At 60.1% G+C, this 16,583-nt stretch carries 13 protein-coding genes and 1 pseudogene; 8 read left to right on the top strand and 6 right to left on the bottom strand.

The window, feature by feature from the left end; genetic code table 11:
* Positions 1-7: 7 nt before the first annotated feature.
* Complete coding sequence (locus D6877_RS00360) at positions 8-1,042, bottom strand: NAD-dependent epimerase (RefSeq protein ID WP_130909489.1); 1,035 nt, start codon at positions 1,040-1,042, stop codon at positions 8-10.
* On the bottom strand, positions 1,039-2,391 hold the full coding sequence (locus D6877_RS00355) for a UDP-glucose/GDP-mannose dehydrogenase family protein (protein WP_130909488.1): 1,353 nt from the start codon (positions 2,389-2,391) through the stop codon (positions 1,039-1,041). Before D6877_RS00355 ends, D6877_RS00360 begins: the two co-directional genes overlap by 4 nt.
* Positions 2,392-2,779: 388 nt before the next feature.
* Here D6877_RS00355 and D6877_RS00350 point away from each other — a divergent pair, with 388 nt between their 5' ends.
* On the top strand, positions 2,780-4,477 hold the full coding sequence (locus tag D6877_RS00350; RefSeq protein WP_130909487.1) for a sulfatase-like hydrolase/transferase: 1,698 nt from the start codon (positions 2,780-2,782) through the stop codon (positions 4,475-4,477).
* A gap of 114 nt (positions 4,478-4,591) precedes the next feature.
* On the opposite strand, the gene D6877_RS00345 is transcribed toward D6877_RS00350, so the two are convergent.
* Both D6877_RS00345 and D6877_RS00340 read right to left on the bottom strand, forming a co-directional pair.
* Positions 4,592-5,611, bottom strand: a complete 1,020-nt coding sequence (locus D6877_RS00345) for an AraC family transcriptional regulator (RefSeq protein ID WP_130909486.1) — start codon at positions 5,609-5,611, stop codon at positions 4,592-4,594.
* The gene (locus tag D6877_RS00340; protein ID WP_130909485.1) at positions 5,608-6,552 is read right to left on the bottom strand and encodes a LysR family transcriptional regulator; all 945 of its coding nucleotides are present in this window, start codon (positions 6,550-6,552) and stop codon (positions 5,608-5,610) included. The genes D6877_RS00345 and D6877_RS00340 overlap by 4 nt, the downstream gene beginning before the upstream one ends.
* 93 nt (positions 6,553-6,645) lie before the next feature.
* Between D6877_RS00340 and D6877_RS00335 the strand changes: the two genes are divergently transcribed.
* Positions 6,646-7,500 (top strand): AraC family transcriptional regulator, encoded by an 855-nt coding sequence (locus D6877_RS00335; protein WP_130909484.1) that lies wholly within the window; start codon positions 6,646-6,648, stop codon positions 7,498-7,500.
* A gap of 337 nt (positions 7,501-7,837) precedes the next feature.
* Here D6877_RS00335 and D6877_RS00330 read toward each other — a convergent pair whose 3' ends face one another.
* A complete protein-coding gene (locus D6877_RS00330) occupies positions 7,838-9,811 on the bottom strand; it encodes an alkyl sulfatase dimerization domain-containing protein (RefSeq protein ID WP_130909483.1) in 1,974 nt (657 codons plus the stop codon).
* 139 nt (positions 9,812-9,950) lie between these two features.
* Between D6877_RS00330 and D6877_RS00325 the strand changes: the two genes are divergently transcribed.
* From D6877_RS00325 to D6877_RS00300, 6 genes are all read left to right on the top strand, one after another.
* Entirely contained in the window at positions 9,951-10,604 is a 654-nt protein-coding gene (locus tag D6877_RS00325; RefSeq protein ID WP_016774109.1) for an ABC transporter ATP-binding protein, read from the top strand.
* Entirely contained in the window at positions 10,601-13,072 is a 2,472-nt protein-coding gene (locus tag D6877_RS00320; RefSeq protein WP_130909482.1) for an ABC transporter permease, read from the top strand. The genes D6877_RS00325 and D6877_RS00320 overlap by 4 nt, the downstream gene beginning before the upstream one ends.
* Entirely contained in the window at positions 13,062-14,129 is a 1,068-nt protein-coding gene (locus tag D6877_RS00315) for a lipocalin-like domain-containing protein (protein ID WP_130909481.1), read from the top strand. Before D6877_RS00320 ends, D6877_RS00315 begins: the two co-directional genes overlap by 11 nt.
* 643 nt (positions 14,130-14,772) lie before the next feature.
* Positions 14,773-15,015: a hypothetical protein gene (locus D6877_RS00310; protein WP_130909480.1), complete on the top strand. Its 243-nt coding sequence runs from the start codon at positions 14,773-14,775 to the stop codon at positions 15,013-15,015.
* A gap of 11 nt (positions 15,016-15,026) precedes the next feature.
* Positions 15,027-15,227 (top strand): hypothetical protein, encoded by a 201-nt coding sequence (locus D6877_RS00305; RefSeq protein ID WP_042609509.1) that lies wholly within the window; start codon positions 15,027-15,029, stop codon positions 15,225-15,227.
* An 86-nt stretch (positions 15,228-15,313) separates the two neighbouring features.
* Complete coding sequence (locus D6877_RS00300) at positions 15,314-15,898, top strand: hypothetical protein (RefSeq protein ID WP_130909479.1); 585 nt, start codon at positions 15,314-15,316, stop codon at positions 15,896-15,898.
* 323 nt (positions 15,899-16,221) lie between these two features.
* On the opposite strand, the pseudogene D6877_RS00295 reads toward D6877_RS00300, so the two are convergent.
* Positions 16,222-16,583 (bottom strand): annotated as a pseudogene (locus D6877_RS00295) (glycosyltransferase); the annotation flags it as partial.

Raw genomic sequence — 16,583 nt, 5'->3', positions numbered from 1 at the left:
TCCGCATTCAATCAGCCGCAAGCGGCGCACGGGCAGTGGGGTAGTAGTTGCGGAACCAGGCGATGAAGCGGCCCAGTCCTTCATCCAGTTCTATCCGGGGCTGGAATCCGGTGGCCTCGGCCAGATCGCTGGCTTCGGCGCAGGTGTTGAGCACGTCGCCCGGTTGCAGCGGCAGCAGCTCGACAATGGCTTTGCGATCGAGGTGTTTTTCCATCAGGGCGAGGTAGGTTTTCAGCGCGACCGGTTGCTGCCCGCCGATGTTGAACAGGCGCCACGGCGCCATGCTGCTGGCCGGATCGGGCTGTTCGCGATCCCACTGCGGATTGGCTTGCGGTGGCTGATTGATCAGGCGCGCGATGCTTTCGATGATGTCGTCGATGTAGGTGAAGTCGCGCTGGTGCTCGCCGTAATTGAACAGCTTCAGCGGCTCGCCTTCGCTGATCGCCCGGGCGAACTGGATCGGCGACATGTCCGGCCGGCCCCAAGGCCCGTACACGGTGAAAAAACGCAGGCCGGTGCAGGGAATGCCGAACAGATGGCTGTAACTGTGCGCCATCAGCTCGTTGGCTTTCTTGGTCGCGGCATACAGCGACAGCGGATGGTTGACGCCATCCTTGACCGAGTAAGGCGTGTGCTGATTGGCGCCGTACACCGAACTCGACGAGGCGTAGATCAAGTGCTCGACCGGGTGATGCCGGCAGCTCTCGAGAATGTTCAGGAAACCGTTGAGGTTGCTGTCCAGATACGCCCGTGGATTGTCCAGTGAATAACGCACCCCGGCCTGCGCGGCCAGATGAATCACCACTTGCGGCTGCTCGCGGGCAAACAATGCGTCGATCGCCGAAGCGTGGGCCAGATCCACCGTGGCCAGCGGAAAATCGCCGACCTGCTCGCGCACCCACTGCACGCGGTCGTGCTTGAGCTGCGGGTCGTAGTAGTGGTTGAAATTGTCCAGGCCGACCACCGAATGCCCGTCGCGCAGCAAGCGCAGGACGCAATGGGCACCAATGAAACCGGCGGCACCGGTCACCAGAATCTTCATGGCCGCAGCCCCTCAGGGGCGATGTGGCGCAGACCGATACCGCTGTAGTGCAGGCCGGCGGCGGCAACCTGTTCCGGGTTGTACAGGTTGCGGCCATCGATGATCACCTTCGACCGCAGCTTCTCGGCGAGCAGTTCGAAATCGACCACGCGGAAGTTTTTCCACTCGGTGCAGATCACCAGCGCATCGGCGTCTTCGAGGGTGTCGTCGCGGGTGGCGCACAGGTGCAAGTCGTTGCGGTAGCCGTAAATGCGCCGGCACTCGGACATGGCTTCCGGATCGTAGGCCTGCACGCTGGCGCCTTCGGCCCACAACGCGTCCATCAGATAGCGGCTGGGGGCTTCGCGCATGTCGTCGGTGTTCGGTTTGAACGCCAAGCCCCAGACCGCAATGGATTTGCCGGCCAGGCCTTGCGGAAACTGCGCGCGCAATTTGCTGAACAGGATGTGCCGCTGGCTATCGTTGACGTCGGTGACGCTGCGCAGCAGTTTCAACGGCATGCCGTTGTGTTCGGCGGTGTGCAGCAAGGCCCGCAGATCCTTGGGAAAGCACGAGCCACCGAAGCCGCAGCCCGGATAAATGAAGTGGTAGCCGATGCGCGGGTCGGAGCCGATGCCTTTGCGCACCGCTTCGATGTCGGCGCCGAGCAGTTCGGTGAGGTTGGCCAGTTCGTTCATGAAACTGATGCGGGTGGCGAGCATCGCGTTGGCCGCGTACTTGGTCAGCTCGGCGCTGCGGTTGTCCATGAACATCAGTTTTTCGTGGTTGCGGCAGAACGGCGCGTACAGCTCGCTCATCTGCTCGCGGGCAGCGTCGTCGCGGGCGCCGATGATGATCCGGTCCGGGCGCATGCAGTCGGCGAGGGCGCTGCCTTCCTTGAGAAATTCCGGGTTGGATACCACGCGCACCTGCAGCTCGGTTTTGCCGCGCAACAGCAATTCGCTGGTGGCCGTGGCCAGAACCTGGTCGGCAGTCCCGACCGGCACCGTGGATTTGATGATCAACGTGCGATCAGCCTCCATCAGGCCGGCAATCTGCCGGGCGACGTTGAGCACATGGCTGAGGTCGGCGGAGCCATCCTCGTCCGCCGGGGTGCCGACGGCGATGAAAATCAGCTCGGCGTGGGTTACCGCATCGCTGGCCTGGGTACTGAACGATAGACGCCCGGCCTTGATGTTTTCTTCAAGTGTCGCGGACAGGCCTGGCTCACTGATTGGCGGCACCGCTTGTTGCAGTTGTTTGATCTTGTTCGGGTCAATATCAATGCATAAAACCCGATGGCCGACATCGGCAAGTGCAGCGGCTTGTATAAGTCCGACATAGCCAGTGCCAAATACGCTCACGTCCATCTACGCACCTCAATAAAACCAGAAAAGTTAACTACGGAATGAGATTGTTAAAGGGGTATAGCGCAGGGTTGGAAAAGCGTGTCAGCAAAATGACATGTTGCGCGGGTATAACACTTGAGACGTTTTTGGCGATTGGCCATCAAGTCATTGCTGCGATTGAAATTGTTGTTTTTTTACAGATTTGTTCAGATTTAAAGTAAGCGACAAGCGGTCGAAAGTATTGGTTTTAAAGGCTTTTAGCGATTTGGTGTGTCAGATTTGAGGCACCGTTTTTTTGACGCTCAATCCGGCTATCAGTCAATTCTTGCGCTTTTGAGGCCGAGTGCTAGTGTCAGGTTCTGACCGACAAAGCTTTGACATCCCGCCCTTTCGCACGCCCGGTATCGCCATGTTCCGATATGCCAAAGAACTGCTCTTAGTTGTCTTTTTGCTGTTGTATTCCGACTATTACCTGGAGCGGTTAAATGCTATCGGGTGGGGTTTCAATGCACTTGTTTTTGGCGCGATGTTTTTGGCGCTTACTTTAGCGCTATATCTGACTGCCTATATAAGGCAGGCTCTTGTTCGACATGCATTCGCATTAACGCTGTTTGCTGCTGCGGTTTTTTTTGATGTCTACACCCGGGTCACCGCGGATTACTTGAGGTATAGCGATTTTGTCTCGCTGGTGTATTCGGGTGGGTTCATTCAGGAAGCGGCGTATCAATATCGCGACGCGATTTTGCGCGCGGTGCTCAATGGCTTGCTGCTGTTGTTTGGCATCGGGCTCAAGCCGCGTCATGCGCTGGTCATACCGAACGCGTTGCGGGTCGCGGCACCCATCGCCGGCGTGTTGATGCTCAGTGCTCTGCTGTTTTTACGCGCGGGAGAGGGCGCCCGGGGCCTGCCGATCATGTACACGCCTTTGGCCTACCTGAACCTGTTTGCCTATGAAGCGCTGCAAGACACCGTAGGCCCGCGTGAACCAGTGACGCTCGCACGTGCCGCGCCTGCCGTCGGCCACGACATTGTGCTGATCATCGACGAAAGCATTTCCGGCAATTACCTCGACATCAACGCGCCGTTCGGCGTGCACAGCAACCTCAAACAAGCGCCGGCCGGGGTCGATGTCTTCAACTTTGGCTACGCCGCGTCCATTGCCAATTGCAGCGCCGACACCAATGTCACCTTGCGCTACGGCGGCACCCGCGCCGATTACCGGCGCATCAACAGCACGCAGCCGTCGATCTGGCAGTACGCAAAAAAGGCCGGGCTCGGCACGGTGTACATCGACGCCCAGCGCACCGCCGGCAACCTGCAGAACCTGATGACCGCCGCCGAGAAAAACGACATCGACAGCTTTGTGCAATTCGACCAGACCAGCGTGCGCGACCGCGACATGGCGGCAGCGGCGAAGCTGATCGAACTGCTCAACGACCATCACGCCGAGCTGATCGTGATCAACAAGGTCGGCGCGCATTTTCCGGTGCATGACAAATACCCCGATGCGTTCATGGCTTACCGGCCAACACTGCCACGCGGGCAATTCACGGAAGTCGCCGACACTGGCGAACGCGCCGGTTTCAATGGCCAGCCGGATGACTGGGTGCTGTATCGCAACGCCTACAAGAACACGCTGTTGTGGAACGTCGGCGAGTTCTTCGCCAGGGTGTTTGCCCAGGCCAACCTGAACAACGCGCTGCTGATCTACACCTCCGATCATGGCCAGGATCTGCACGAGCGCGGCAACCCGGGCTTGAATACCCATTGCGGTGGCGACCCGGTGGAAGAGGAGGGGCTGGTGCCGTTGGTGGTGATCCAGGGCCGTGGATTGCAGACGCCGGACTGGGCGGCGAATCTGCCGGCAAACAAGGACCGCTCCAGCCACTACAACATCTTCCCGACGCTGTTGCAGGTGATGGGCTACGACTTGGGCGCAATCGAAGCGGTGTATGGCAAACCGCTGAGCGTGCCGACGGCGGATGAGTTCACCTTCAACTACCGCTTCAATGCGCGTTTGGGCGCCAAGCCTGAGTGGAAGCATATCGATCTGGGCAGCATCGTTACGCCTGAGCGGGCGCCGGCGAGTGTGGCTTCGGGGCAGTGAGTTTTGGTTCGCTCGGGCGAGCCTCTTCGCGAGCAGGCTCGCTCCCACAGGGGATTGCATTCCAGGGTGGGAGCGAGCCTGCTCGCGAACAAGTCGGGTCAGGCTGCGACAGTCTCAACCCTTGTTGAACCGCGCCCGATACTCCCCAGGCGCGCAGCCCAGCCAGCGCGCGAAAGCCCGGTTGAATCCCTGCACATCGCTGTAACCCAACCGATCCGCCACTTCGACCAGCTCCAGCGCCCCGGACTGCAACAGGTCCTCGGCCCGATAGCGCCGATGCTCATCAAGCAGTTCGCTGAAGGTCCAGCCCAACGCCTTCAAACGCCTTGCCGCCGTGCGCTCAAGCACATGCTGTGTAGCACAGAACTGCTGCCAATCCGCTGAAGTCAGATCTTCGATCAGATAATCGCTGAGCTGTCCGAGCAAGGTCGATTCACTGAGGCGGCGGGTCTGCTCCAGCAGATCGACAAGCGTTGTTTCCAATCCCGGATTACCCGGTGTCAACGGCATCACGAACAGCTGAGGATCCAGATAAATCGCCGCGCATGATTGCTCTGCGCTCACCGGGGTGCGCAATGCCGATACATGTTCCTCGCGGCTGGCCGACACCAGCGCCACACCCAGCACCGGATCACGATTCACGCCGCTGGCGAGCAACTTGCGCCGCACCAGGCTGCACAGGCTGACAAGGATGTAATCGGTCAGCGCCGCCGGAGTACCAAGACTGCCGGCTTCGACCAGACGCAGTGTTACGCCGTCATCTTGACGCAGGATTTGCACACGGAAGTGTCCGTTGAAAAACGCAAAGTACTCGGCGAAAAACTCACAGGCACGTTCCAGCGACACGGCGACATCGAACAGATAGGTCAGTCCATTGGTGGCCGTCGAAACGAAGCGTTCACCCGCCGCCAGACCGATCAGTGGATCCCCGCTCTGTTCCACGGCAAACGCCCAGAAGCGCCGCGACATCAGCAGCGGCATGCGCGTGAACGGCGTGCGCAGATCGAACAGGCTGCGGCGCAGTTGTGCTTCGATGGCGCCTTGGGTAATGCCGCGCGCGAGCAGTTCCTCAATGACTGGCAACAGCGTCGGCGCGTAAAAAGCGTTGACGGGGTGCGGATGGATTTTGCTCATGTTGTGCGCGCGTCTCCCGTCGCTCCGTTAGCCGCCAGCAAACGCTGATCGACGCTGAGGATCGCCTCGATCATCGCCCGCGCTGCTGGCGTCAGGGTAAAACCGGCGCGGCTGACAATGCCATAACCCAGTTGCAGCGCCGGCTCGTCATGGGGGACGTCGACAAAGTCGAGCAGCTCGATCAAGCCGCGATCAAGTTGTTCACGCAAGGCCTCAAGCGTGGCCAGCCCCACCGCGTCGGAGCGCAGCACTACGCGCTGGATCGCGTCGAATTGTGCGCACTCGACGCTCGGGGTGAAGTCCTGCTCACCAAGGATATCGGCGAGCACCTTGCGGATCATCGGTGGAATGCGCGTGCCGACGATCGGGTAATCGAGCAGGGCGCGCAAGCGCAGGTCTCCTTGCGCGACGAGCGGATGGCCGGCGCGGCAGAAAAACCGTCCCGGCCGCGTGCGCAGCAGGTGCACCTGATACTGTGGATCGCTGACAAAGTGCCGCGCGTCCGCGACGAAAAACTCGATCTGCTGCTCGCGCAACCACAACGTCAATTGCTGCCAGTCGCCCTGATGAAACCGCGTGCGAATTGCCGGGTGCGCCTGAATGAAATCGGCCAGCGCTTCCGGCACCAGCACCTGTGCCGGATACGGACCGCAACCGAATTGCAGTTCGCCGCCGGTGAGGCCGTTGTATTGCGTCAATTCGTTGTGCAGCGCCTGACTGCCAGCGAGCAGGCGCCGCGCATGTTGCAGCACCAGTTGGCCTTGCCCGGTCAGGCGAAATTCACGGCTGCTGCGCTCGACCAGCTCACAATCAAGGTCACGCTCCAGAGTCTGGATGCTGCGGCTGAATGCCGGTTGACTGAGGTTGATCGCCTCGGCGGCGCGACCGAAGTTGCGGTAATCAGCGAGGGCGACCAAATGGCGAAGCTGGCGAAGATCCATCATGCGTCTCCTGCATTTTGCGGATACTTTTAATGCATTGGATCGATAGCACGTCCGCTGGCATAAGTACACGCCTGTTCTTCGATGGCCGCCTTGATGTCTCAGCCTCTGTTCGCCTCCAGCGCGTTCACCCGCACGATTCTCGCGCATGCTCGCCAGTCCGGACTGTGCCCGCAACGCTTGATGGCGCGCGTGGGGATTTGCCCGTCAGTGCTCGCCGGGCAGCATCAAATGATCGCCGCACAAGCGGTTGAACAGTTGTGGCGTGAGTTTGAATGGTCAGGGGTAGCGCCGACGTTTGGCTGTGAACTGGCCGACGGGATGGCGACCGATTGCCTGCAAGGGCTGAATATCCTGCTCGACTCGGCGGCGACCTTGCGCGCCAGCCTGCAGTGCTTCATCGACTGCTTGCCGCAGGTGATCAACTACGTCGCGGTGGAGTTGGTCGAGGCGGGCGAATTGGCTCATATACACCTGCGTTCGCCGCAGGGGCAGCTGCATCATTTCGCTCTGGATGCTGCGGCGATAACGCTGGTGCGCAACATTGCCCGTCGATTGGGCGGGGCGCCTGGAGATTTGTTTGTGAGTGTCAGTCTGCGCCCGGCGCAATTGGCCGGTGGCTGGCTGCGTGAAGTGGGCATTGCGGTGGAGCGGGGCGAGCAGCTGTGCCTGACCTTGCCGCGATATAGCCTCGATCAGGCCTTGCTGGGCGCCAACCCGTTTCTGCACCAGAGCATGCTGCGTCACTGGCACGCTGAAACCTGCATACCAGCACGCCAGGATAATCTGACAATGGCGCGGCACTGGCTGACGGCGGGCGACCAACCGATCGAGCGGATCGCCGAGCGGCTGGGGTATCGCCAGCCGAGCAACTTTATCCGCGCGTTTCGCAAACAGTTCGGGATTACGCCGAAGCAGTTTCGGTTGAATCCGGGGCAGGTTTGTTGAAAGAAGGATTGAGGTGATTGATCGTTATTGAGGGTGCCAGCAAGATTTACCCCCTCACCCCAGCCCTCTCCCCCAAGGGGGCGAGGGGGAAAGGGAGCCGATCTTCATGGCGTTCGGAATCTGAGTTCAACTCGGTATCCCACGTCGGCATATCTCGTACATCCAACACAGTCAGTCCCCTCTCCCTCCGGGAAGGGGGCTTATGACTCATGGGAGCTGATGTGCGTGTTATTCAAAATTGCATTCAACTCGTTATCCCACGTCGGCGTATCTCGTACATGCAACTCGGTCGGTCCCCTCTCCCTCCGGGAGAGGGCTAGGGTGAGGGGCTTTTGACTTACGGCGTGACGATATTGAACTGCGCCCCGAAAGTATCCAGGCTGCCCATCAATAATCCGAATTTCTGACCATTGCCCTGCAACTTCACCAGTCCTTTATGCATCGCTGTCGGGAAGTCCAATTGCTTCAGGCTGATCTTCTCCAGCGTATCGCGGCTCAGGCTGACCCTCGCATCCGCCGCCGGATTCAAGCCGGCGCGGTGAGTCAGCACGCCGTTGCGCAAGGTCAGGGTGAAATCCTTTTGCACATCGTCGAACGTCCAGTTCAGCGTCAGGTCATGGGCCACGGCTTTGTCGCTGTCCAGGCGTACCGCGAGGTAGTCGAAGAACATTTCCGGACTCATCGCCCGGACCATATCCACCGATACGGTATTGGCTGACTGCGGCGGCACGCCGTTGCGCAGTTCCATCGCACCGGTCAGGTACATGTTGCGCCAGGTGGCGTTCTCGCTTTGATAACCCAGTTGTTCCAGCGTCTCGGCCTGCGCCTTGCGTGCGTCGGCGTTGTCCGGATCGGCGAACAGCAACTGATTGCCCAACTGCGCGGCCCAGCGGTAGTCCGCACTGGCCATCGCGCTGCGCATTTTCTCCAGCACCGACGCGGCACCGCCCATGGCCTCGACCGAGCGTTTCGCCGCATCCACCGGCGGCAGCGGATTGAGGTTGGCCGGGTTGCCGTCGTAGAAACCCATGTAGCGCTGATACACCGCGCGCGTATTGAAACTCAGCGAGCCGTAATAGCCGCGGGTGTACCACTTCTGATCGAGCGAGCCGGGCAGTTTCTTGATTGCTTCGGCAATTTCCAGCGGCGTCAGGCCCTGGTTGAGCAAATGCAAGGTGCGGTCGTTGATGAAGGCGTACATGTCGCGCTGATCGGCGAGCAGAGTACGAATGCGCTCGCCGCCCCAGGTCGGCCAGTTGTGTTGGGCGAACAGCACGTCCGCCTTGTCGCCGTAGCGGGCCAGGCTGTCATCGAGGTATTGCGACCAGGCCTTGGCATCGCGTACCTGCGCACCGCGCGGGGTTAGGATGTTGTGCATCATCTGCGTGGCGTTTTCGGCCATGCACAAGGCTTTCAATTCGGGCAGATAGAGGTTCATCTCCGCTGGCGCTTCGGTGCCCGGGGTCAGCTGGAATTCGACTTGCAGGCCAGCAATGGTGCGAGTTTCCAACGGCTCGGCGATCAGGTCGGTAGGCGCGATCAGCGTGACCGTGCCACCGCTGGGCGCACTCTTGCCGAGGCCAGCGTCGACCTGACCTTTTTCACTGCGCGGCAACAGGCTGCCGAATTGGTACTGCGCGCGGCGGCTCATGGCGTTGCCGGCCATGACGTTCTCGCTCATCACGTGTTCCATGAAGCCGACCGGCGCGTAGACCTTGACCTTGCCGGACTTGACATCGGCCTCGTCGATTACCCCGCGCACGCCGCCGAAATGATCGACATGAGTGTGGCTGTAGATCACCGCGACGACCGGTTTGCGCGGCCGATTGGCGTAGTACAGGTCCAGCGCAGTCCTGGCGGTTTCGGCCATGGTCAGCGGATCGATAATGATCAGCCCGTCGTCACCTTCGATGATGGTCATGTTGGCCAGGTCGAGACCGCGTACCTGATAGAGCTTGGGGCTGACCTCGAACAGACCTGCGTGGGCATTGAGCTGTGCCAGCCGCCAGAGGCTCGGATTGACCGATTCCGGCGCCTTGTCTTTGGCGAGGAAATCATAGGCATTGACGTTCCAGATGACTTTGCCGGCGGCATCCTTGATCTGGCCCTTGAACGGTGCGATCAGGCCTTTGCTGACGGATTCGAAATCGGTGCGGTCGCTGAACGGCAGGTTGTTCAGGACCGCAGCGTTGCTCGCGGCGGTTTGCGCGCTGGGCGCAACCAGGCCATCGGCAGCGAGCAGCGACTGACTCAGGCAAGCGGTGATCAGGCAGGTCAGCAGGCCGCGCGGGCTCAGGATGAAACGGGGCATGGGTGTCTCCGGTTTTTTTATCGTTATGGCCGAACAGCCAGCAGCTTAGGGCGCGTCCCGGAGTTGGCGATGATCATCAGCGGACAAAAACCATTCAGGGCCGCTATCCTAGGTCCAGGTTCACTGATCGGGTTTGCCCATGCTTGAGGTTCGCGACGTTTTCAAAAGCTATGCCACGCCACAGGGATTGTTGCCGGTGCTGCAAGGCGTTGACCTGACGCTGGAGGCCGGTGGCAGCCTGGCACTGATGGGCGAATCGGGCAGTGGCAAAAGCACGCTGCTGCACCTGGTGGCGGGGCTGGACAAGGTCGACAGCGGCAGCATCCGCAGCGGCGAACATCGCCTGGAAGCCATGAGCGAAGCGCAACTGGCCAACTGGCGGCGTACGGAAATCGGTCTGGTGTTTCAGCAGTTCAACCTGATCGGCAGCCTGCGCGTGGAAGACAATCTGGCCTTTCAGGCGCGCCTCGCCGGGCGCCATGAGCCGCGCTGGCAAGCGCATCTGGTGCAGCGTCTGGGTCTGGGCGATCTGCTCTCGCGGTATCCCGAGCAACTCTCTGGCGGCCAGCAGCAACGAGTCGCATTGGGCCGCGCATTGGCTTCGCAGCCGAAATTGCTCTTGGCCGATGAACCCACCGGCAGCCTCGATGAAGCGACCAGCGATGAGGTGCTGCGGCTGTTGCTGGAATTGCTCGATGACACGCCGACGACTTTGTTGATGGTCACTCACAGTCAGCGCGTTGCGGCACGTCTGGCTCAGCGCGTGGTGTTGTCGAACGGACGGGTCGCCTGATGATCTGGCGGCAAACCCTGCGCGCGCTGCTCAGCCACTGGCGGCGCCATCCCGTGCAGTTTTTCAGTGTGCTGACCGGGCTGTGGTTGGCCACCAGTCTGCTCACTGGCGTCGAGGCGTTGAACAGTCAGGCGCGCGACAGCTACGCGCGGGCCAGCCAGATGATCGGCGGTGAACCACAGGCCAGCCTGAGCACGCCAAATGGGGCACTGTTTCCCCAGCGCTGGTTTATCGAATTGCGCCGTCAGGGCTGGCCGGTGTCACCGGTGTTGCAGGGCCGGCTGACGCTCAAGGGCCACGAAGACCAGCGGATTCAGGTGATGGGCATCGAGCCGGTGTCGCTGCCGTCGGATTCGGCAGTGGCGGGGCAGGCGATGCCGATCGAGCGCATCGTCGAATTTTTCAGCCCGCCGGGCAGCACCTGGATTTCTCTGGACACCCTGCAAATTCTCGGCTTGCGCGAAGGTGATACACCGCAAACCGTAAACGGCCAAACCCTGCCGCCGCTGCTCGCGCAGAAGGACATGGCGCCGGGCCTGTTACTGGTCGACATCGGCGTAGCGCAAAGACTGCTCGACCAACCCGAGCAATTGTCGCGACTGCTGCTGCCCAAGGACTTTCATCAAGAATTACCAGCGAGTTTCACCGATCGCTTGCAGCTCAAAAGCAGCGGTGAAGAAAACAATCTCGCGCGGCTGACCGAGAGCTTTCACCTCAATCTTGATGCCCTTGGATTTTTGTCATTTCTGGTCGGCCTGTTCATCGTCCACGCCGCCATCGGTCTTGCTCTGGAACAGCGCCGAGGTTTGCTGCGCACGTTGCGTGCCTGTGGCGTCAGTGCACGAATGCTGATCGCGTGTCTGGTGGTTGAACTGGGTGTGCTGGCGCTGATCGGTGGATTGTTCGGTGTGATCAGCGGCTATTGGCTGGCCAGCGTGCTGCTGCCGGACGTTGCCGCCAGCCTGCGCGGTTTATATGGCGCGGAAGTGGCGGGGCAGTTGCGTTTGAGCCCCTGGTGGTGGTTCAGCGGCATCGGTCTGAGCCTGCTTGGCGCCTTGCTGGCCGGGGCCAATAGCCTGCTGCGGGCGGCGCGCCTGCCGTTGCTGGCGGTGGCTGATCCGCAGGCGTGGCATCAGCAATATTCGCGCTGGTTGCGTCGGCAGGGTTGGCTGGCGACAGCACTGCTGGCGATTGCGCTGGCGGCGCTGATTTGGGGCGACAGCCTGAGCAGCGGTTTTGTGTTGATGGCCGGGTTGTTGCTCGGTGCCGCGCTGGCCTTGCCGGTGCTGCTCAGCGCGTTGTTGAACCCGTTGCTCGGGCGCAGTCGTTCGGTGCTTGGCCAATGGTTTCTCGCTGATTGCCGCCAGCAACTGCCGGCCCTGAGTCTGGCGCTGATGGCGCTGTTGTTGGCGCTCGCCGCCAATATCGGCGCCGGCAGCATGACCGCCGGTTTTCGCCAGACCTTCAACGACTGGCTCGAACAACGCTTGAGCGCCGAGCTGTACATCAACCCGGCCAATCCGGCGCAGGCCCGCGAGATGCACAGTTGGCTCAAGCAGCAGCCCAACGTGACCGCTGTGCTGCCCAACTGGCAAGTCTCGGTGACGCTGCAAGGCTGGCCGGCCGACGTCTACGGCATCATCGATCACTCGTACTATCGCCAGCACTGGCCGTTGCTCGACAGCAGTGGCAGCGATCCGTGGGCCAAACTGGCCACGGATGATGCGGTGATGCTCAGCGAACAACTGGCGCGTCGCCTGAAAGTGAAGCCGGGCGAGCATCTGAACATTCCCACGCCAAACGGCACGTGGTCGCCGCGCATCGTCGGCATCTACGCCGACTACGGCAATCCGAAAGGGCATGTGCTGATCAGCAGTGAGCACCTGTTGCGCGGCTGGCCGCAACTGACGCCGAACCGATTCAATCTGCGCATCGATCCGCCACAGATTCCGGCGCTGCTCAACGCGTTGCAGGCGCGCTTTGAGCTGGACGACAGCCGCATCGTCGATCAGGCGCGGCTCAAGGGCTGGTCGGTGCAAGTGTTCGAACGCACCTTTGCCGCGACGGCGGCGTTGAACAGCCTGACCTTGGCCGTGGCTGGCGTGGCGCTGTTCATCAGCCTGCTGACCCAGAGCCAGAGCCGCCTCAGTCAACTCGCACCGCTGTGGGCGCTGGGCGTGACGCGCAAACAATTGATGCTGCTCAACCTCGGCCAGACCTGGCTGCTCGCCGTATTGACGTTGCTGTTGGCGCTGCCGCTGGGCATTGCTTTGGCATGGTGCCTGGATGCGGTGATCAATGTGCAGGCATTCGGCTGGCGCTTGCCGTTGCGGGTGTTTCCGTTGCAGTTGTTGCAACTGATGGGCTTGGCCTTGCTGGCGACTCTGTTGGCCTCGGCATGGCCCCTGTATTCGTTGTACCGCACGCAACCGGCGGATCTGCTGAGGACGTTTGCCCATGAGGACTAAATGGGTCGTGCTGATGATTGCGCTGCTGCTCGGTGGCTGCGATCAGCCTGCACCCGAGGAGAAGGGTTTTGCCGGCATGGGCGATCAGGCGCAATCGTTCACGCCGGTGGTGCCCGGTCGGGTGTTCAGTTTCCCCGCCGATCACGGCGCGCATGATGGTTTTCGCATCGAGTGGTGGTACGTCACCGCCAATCTCAAGGATCAGCAGGGCAACGATTTCGGCGTGCAATGGACGCTGTTTCGCAGCGCCCTGAAACCGCTCGCCGAGCAGGCCGGGTGGGGCAATCAGACGATCTGGCTGGGCCATGCGGCGGTCACTTCGCGCTCGGTGCACCACGCCGCCGAGCGCTACGCCCGGGGCGGAGTAGGCCAGGCCGGCGTGCGCCTGGCGCCGTTCGAAGCGTGGATCGATGACTGGATGTTTGCCAGTCAGGCGCAGGATCCGTTGCGCGATATGCAACTCAGTGCTCGTGACAAGAATTTCGCTTATCAACTGCGCCTCACCTCCAGCCGCCCGCTGGTGCTGCAAGGCGACAACGGTTTCAGCCAGAAATCCGAAGAAGGTCAGGCCTCGTATTACTACAGCCAGCCATTTTTCCAGGCCAGCGGCACGCTGCAAATCGATGGCCAGACCTACAGCGTCAGCGGCCCGGCGTGGCTCGATCGCGAGTGGAGCAGTCAGCCACTCACCGCCAATCAAACTGGCTGGGACTGGTTCTCCCTGCATCTGGACAGTGGCGAACATGTGATGCTTTACCGCATGCGGCAGAAGGACGGCGCGCCTTATCTGACCGGCACCTGGATCGCCGCCGATGGGCAAATTCAGACGTTGCGCAGCGAGCAGATCAGCCTTGTGCCGCAGGACACGGCAAAGGTTGCCGACCGACCGATGCCGGTGAAATGGTCGATCCGCATTCCAGACAAGCAACTCGATATCAGCGTTGATGCGCTCAATCGCAATGCGTGGATGGATTTGCGTATTCCTTACTGGGAAGGTCCGGTGAAGATTGATGGCAGCCATCCTGGCCAGGGCTATCTGGAAATGACCGGGTATTAACTGCGGCACCGCTTTCTTCCCTGTGGGAGCGAGCCTGCTCGCGAAGGCTTTTTGTCAGGCTGTGAGGATGTTTGACCGAGTACATATCCGTTGCTGCGGTAACGGCGGCTTAGGGTTTCGCCCTTACGGCGACTTACTTTTTTACAAGCGCCAAAAAAAGTAAGCAAAAAACGCTAGCTCCTGCGTTCGGCCCTCGCAGGCTCGGGTTCCTTCGCTCCGGGACTGATCCGGGCGCAGCGGCTACGGTTTGCTTCGCTGCACCTCCTTCCGCTGTGTCTGGCTGCGCCAGACGGTCGCTGCGCTCCCACGCCCGGCTCAATCCCTCCGCTCAGCCTTCCGACGTCGCCGGTGGATCTAGATCAAAAGCAGGCGAGCTGAAACTCGACCCAAGGGCGAATGCTCATCGTGTAGGAGCTGCCGAAGGCTGCGATCTTTTGATCTTGATCTTGATCTTGATCTTGTAGGAGTGAGCCTGCTCGCGATGGCTATCTCAAAAAAAACGATGAATAGCAGGTTTACCCGATCCCTGTGGGAGCTGGCTTGCCAGCGATGGCGTCAGCAAGGTCGCCACTAATCAAACCGCTCGGAACTCTCCCTTCGCCAATAGGCTCTACCCAGAAACCCGCCATTTTCGGACTCACCCATGAGCGACGACGTGCAACTCCCAGACCTCAACACCTGGCAACGCCTGTTCGACGATCAGACCCTTTGGCAGCAATCGCCCGACGCTCACTATTTCGATCTGCAGCGCATCGCCGACGACCTGCTCGGCCAAGGCGCGATCGATCTTGAGCAATGGCAGTTGCTACGCGCCAAGGCCGACGATTTGCACAAGCAAACGCCTGAGGTCAACGTCGCCCGCGAACTTGACGATCCCGAAGCCTGAGGACTACCGCCGTGAATACAACCGTCAATCAGAACGACAACCCCGACGAACCGCGCCCGGCCGGCGAAACCGAGCGCGACAACGACGCCCTGCGCCCGACCGATCCCAAGCAGCGGCAGGACAGCGGCAAAGGCACCGCAAGCGGCGAATCCACCGCCCAGGAAACCGCCAAACCACATACCCGCGGCCCACAAACCCAAGTCAAGCCCTGAACAGCGTCTATGCTCACTGGCACGCCCGCCGCTGAAGTGTTTTCGGTGGCGGGTGTCGCCATTTCATCACAGGGAAAGTAATGCATATGAAGCTCGACGCTCTGGCCAAGGCCATCACTCTCGCTACGCTGCTTTCTGCCGCCAGTTTCGGCGCTTTGGCTGCCGATATTCCGTTATCCGCCGCCGTTGAGGCCGATTCCGTTACCACCAAAGTGCTCGCCGTCGATCCGGCCAATCACCAGGTCGTGCTGGAAGGCCCCGAGGGTCGTCAGGTCCACGTTCAGCTCAGCGACAAAGCGAAAAACCTCGCCAATCTCAAGGTGGGCGATTTGGTAAAGATTGAGGTACAGCGGTCTGTCGCCGCTTATCTCGACACCGATGTGGATAAAGGTCTGCCAGGCACCACCGAACGCACCGGCGAACTGCGCAAGGCGCCGGGCAGCGACAACCCGGGCGGTGAGGCCTATCGGCAGGTTCAGGTGCAACTGAAAATCACCAAAATTGATTTGAAGACCAATCAGGTAACCCTCGAAAACCCGTCCGGACAATCGAAGACGCTCGATGTGAAGAAGCCGGAGATTCAAGCCAAATTGAAAGATTTGAAAGTAGGGCAGAGCGTTATTGTCACTTACACCGATATCCTGAAAGTGACTAGTCAGCACGATAGTTGAGTAATCGCTCTACAAGTTGATTGTTCTTGTACAACTTTAGGTATGAGAACAATCATATAAATGTTTTTTGTCGGACAATTCTCGGGGAAAATCGATAAACACAGTTTTTAACTTTTCAGTTCAAAAATTTCATCTTTCTACCTGACGACATATGCATTGGATTGAATTAAAATCCTCCGCGTTCGCCCAGTGTCAGGGCTCTTTACCGGTGCAAGGATTGCCAGGCCGTAACACTGGGCGAACTCCACCACCGTGACAGATGTATGCAAAATCAAAATACAAAAAAGGGCGACTTTGAAGTCGCCCTTTTTTATTGTTTTCGATCATGTCGCAGCTGGCATCCCGGCTTTGGCCTGCTGCCCTTGCAAGCGCTTCAGAGTCTGCTGATACATCTTCGTACGGCGGTGATCCTTGCCGTACGTGCCTGCCGCCGCTACGGTGCCGGCCTGGATGTGATCCAGATAGCGGAAGATTTTCCGCGGCGAGAGAAACCTGACGCCATAGCCCAACCCGACCATTCGATCCTGCAGGGTGTAACCAGGTACCTCCTCATCCATGCAGAAGTGCAAACCCAGCGACTTCATCAGCCGCGCATTCCACAGCGTGCAGAAACTTTTCAGATGCGTTTCCTTATACGGGCGTGGCGGTTTTGAACGCAGGCCAAGATGAACTTTGAGCCGACGAA

Source organism: Pseudomonas sp. Sample_9, from assembly GCF_004307535.1.
Lineage (GTDB): Bacteria > Pseudomonadota > Gammaproteobacteria > Pseudomonadales > Pseudomonadaceae > Aquipseudomonas > Aquipseudomonas mercuritolerans.
This window is presented reverse-complemented; position numbering and strand designations above follow the sequence as displayed.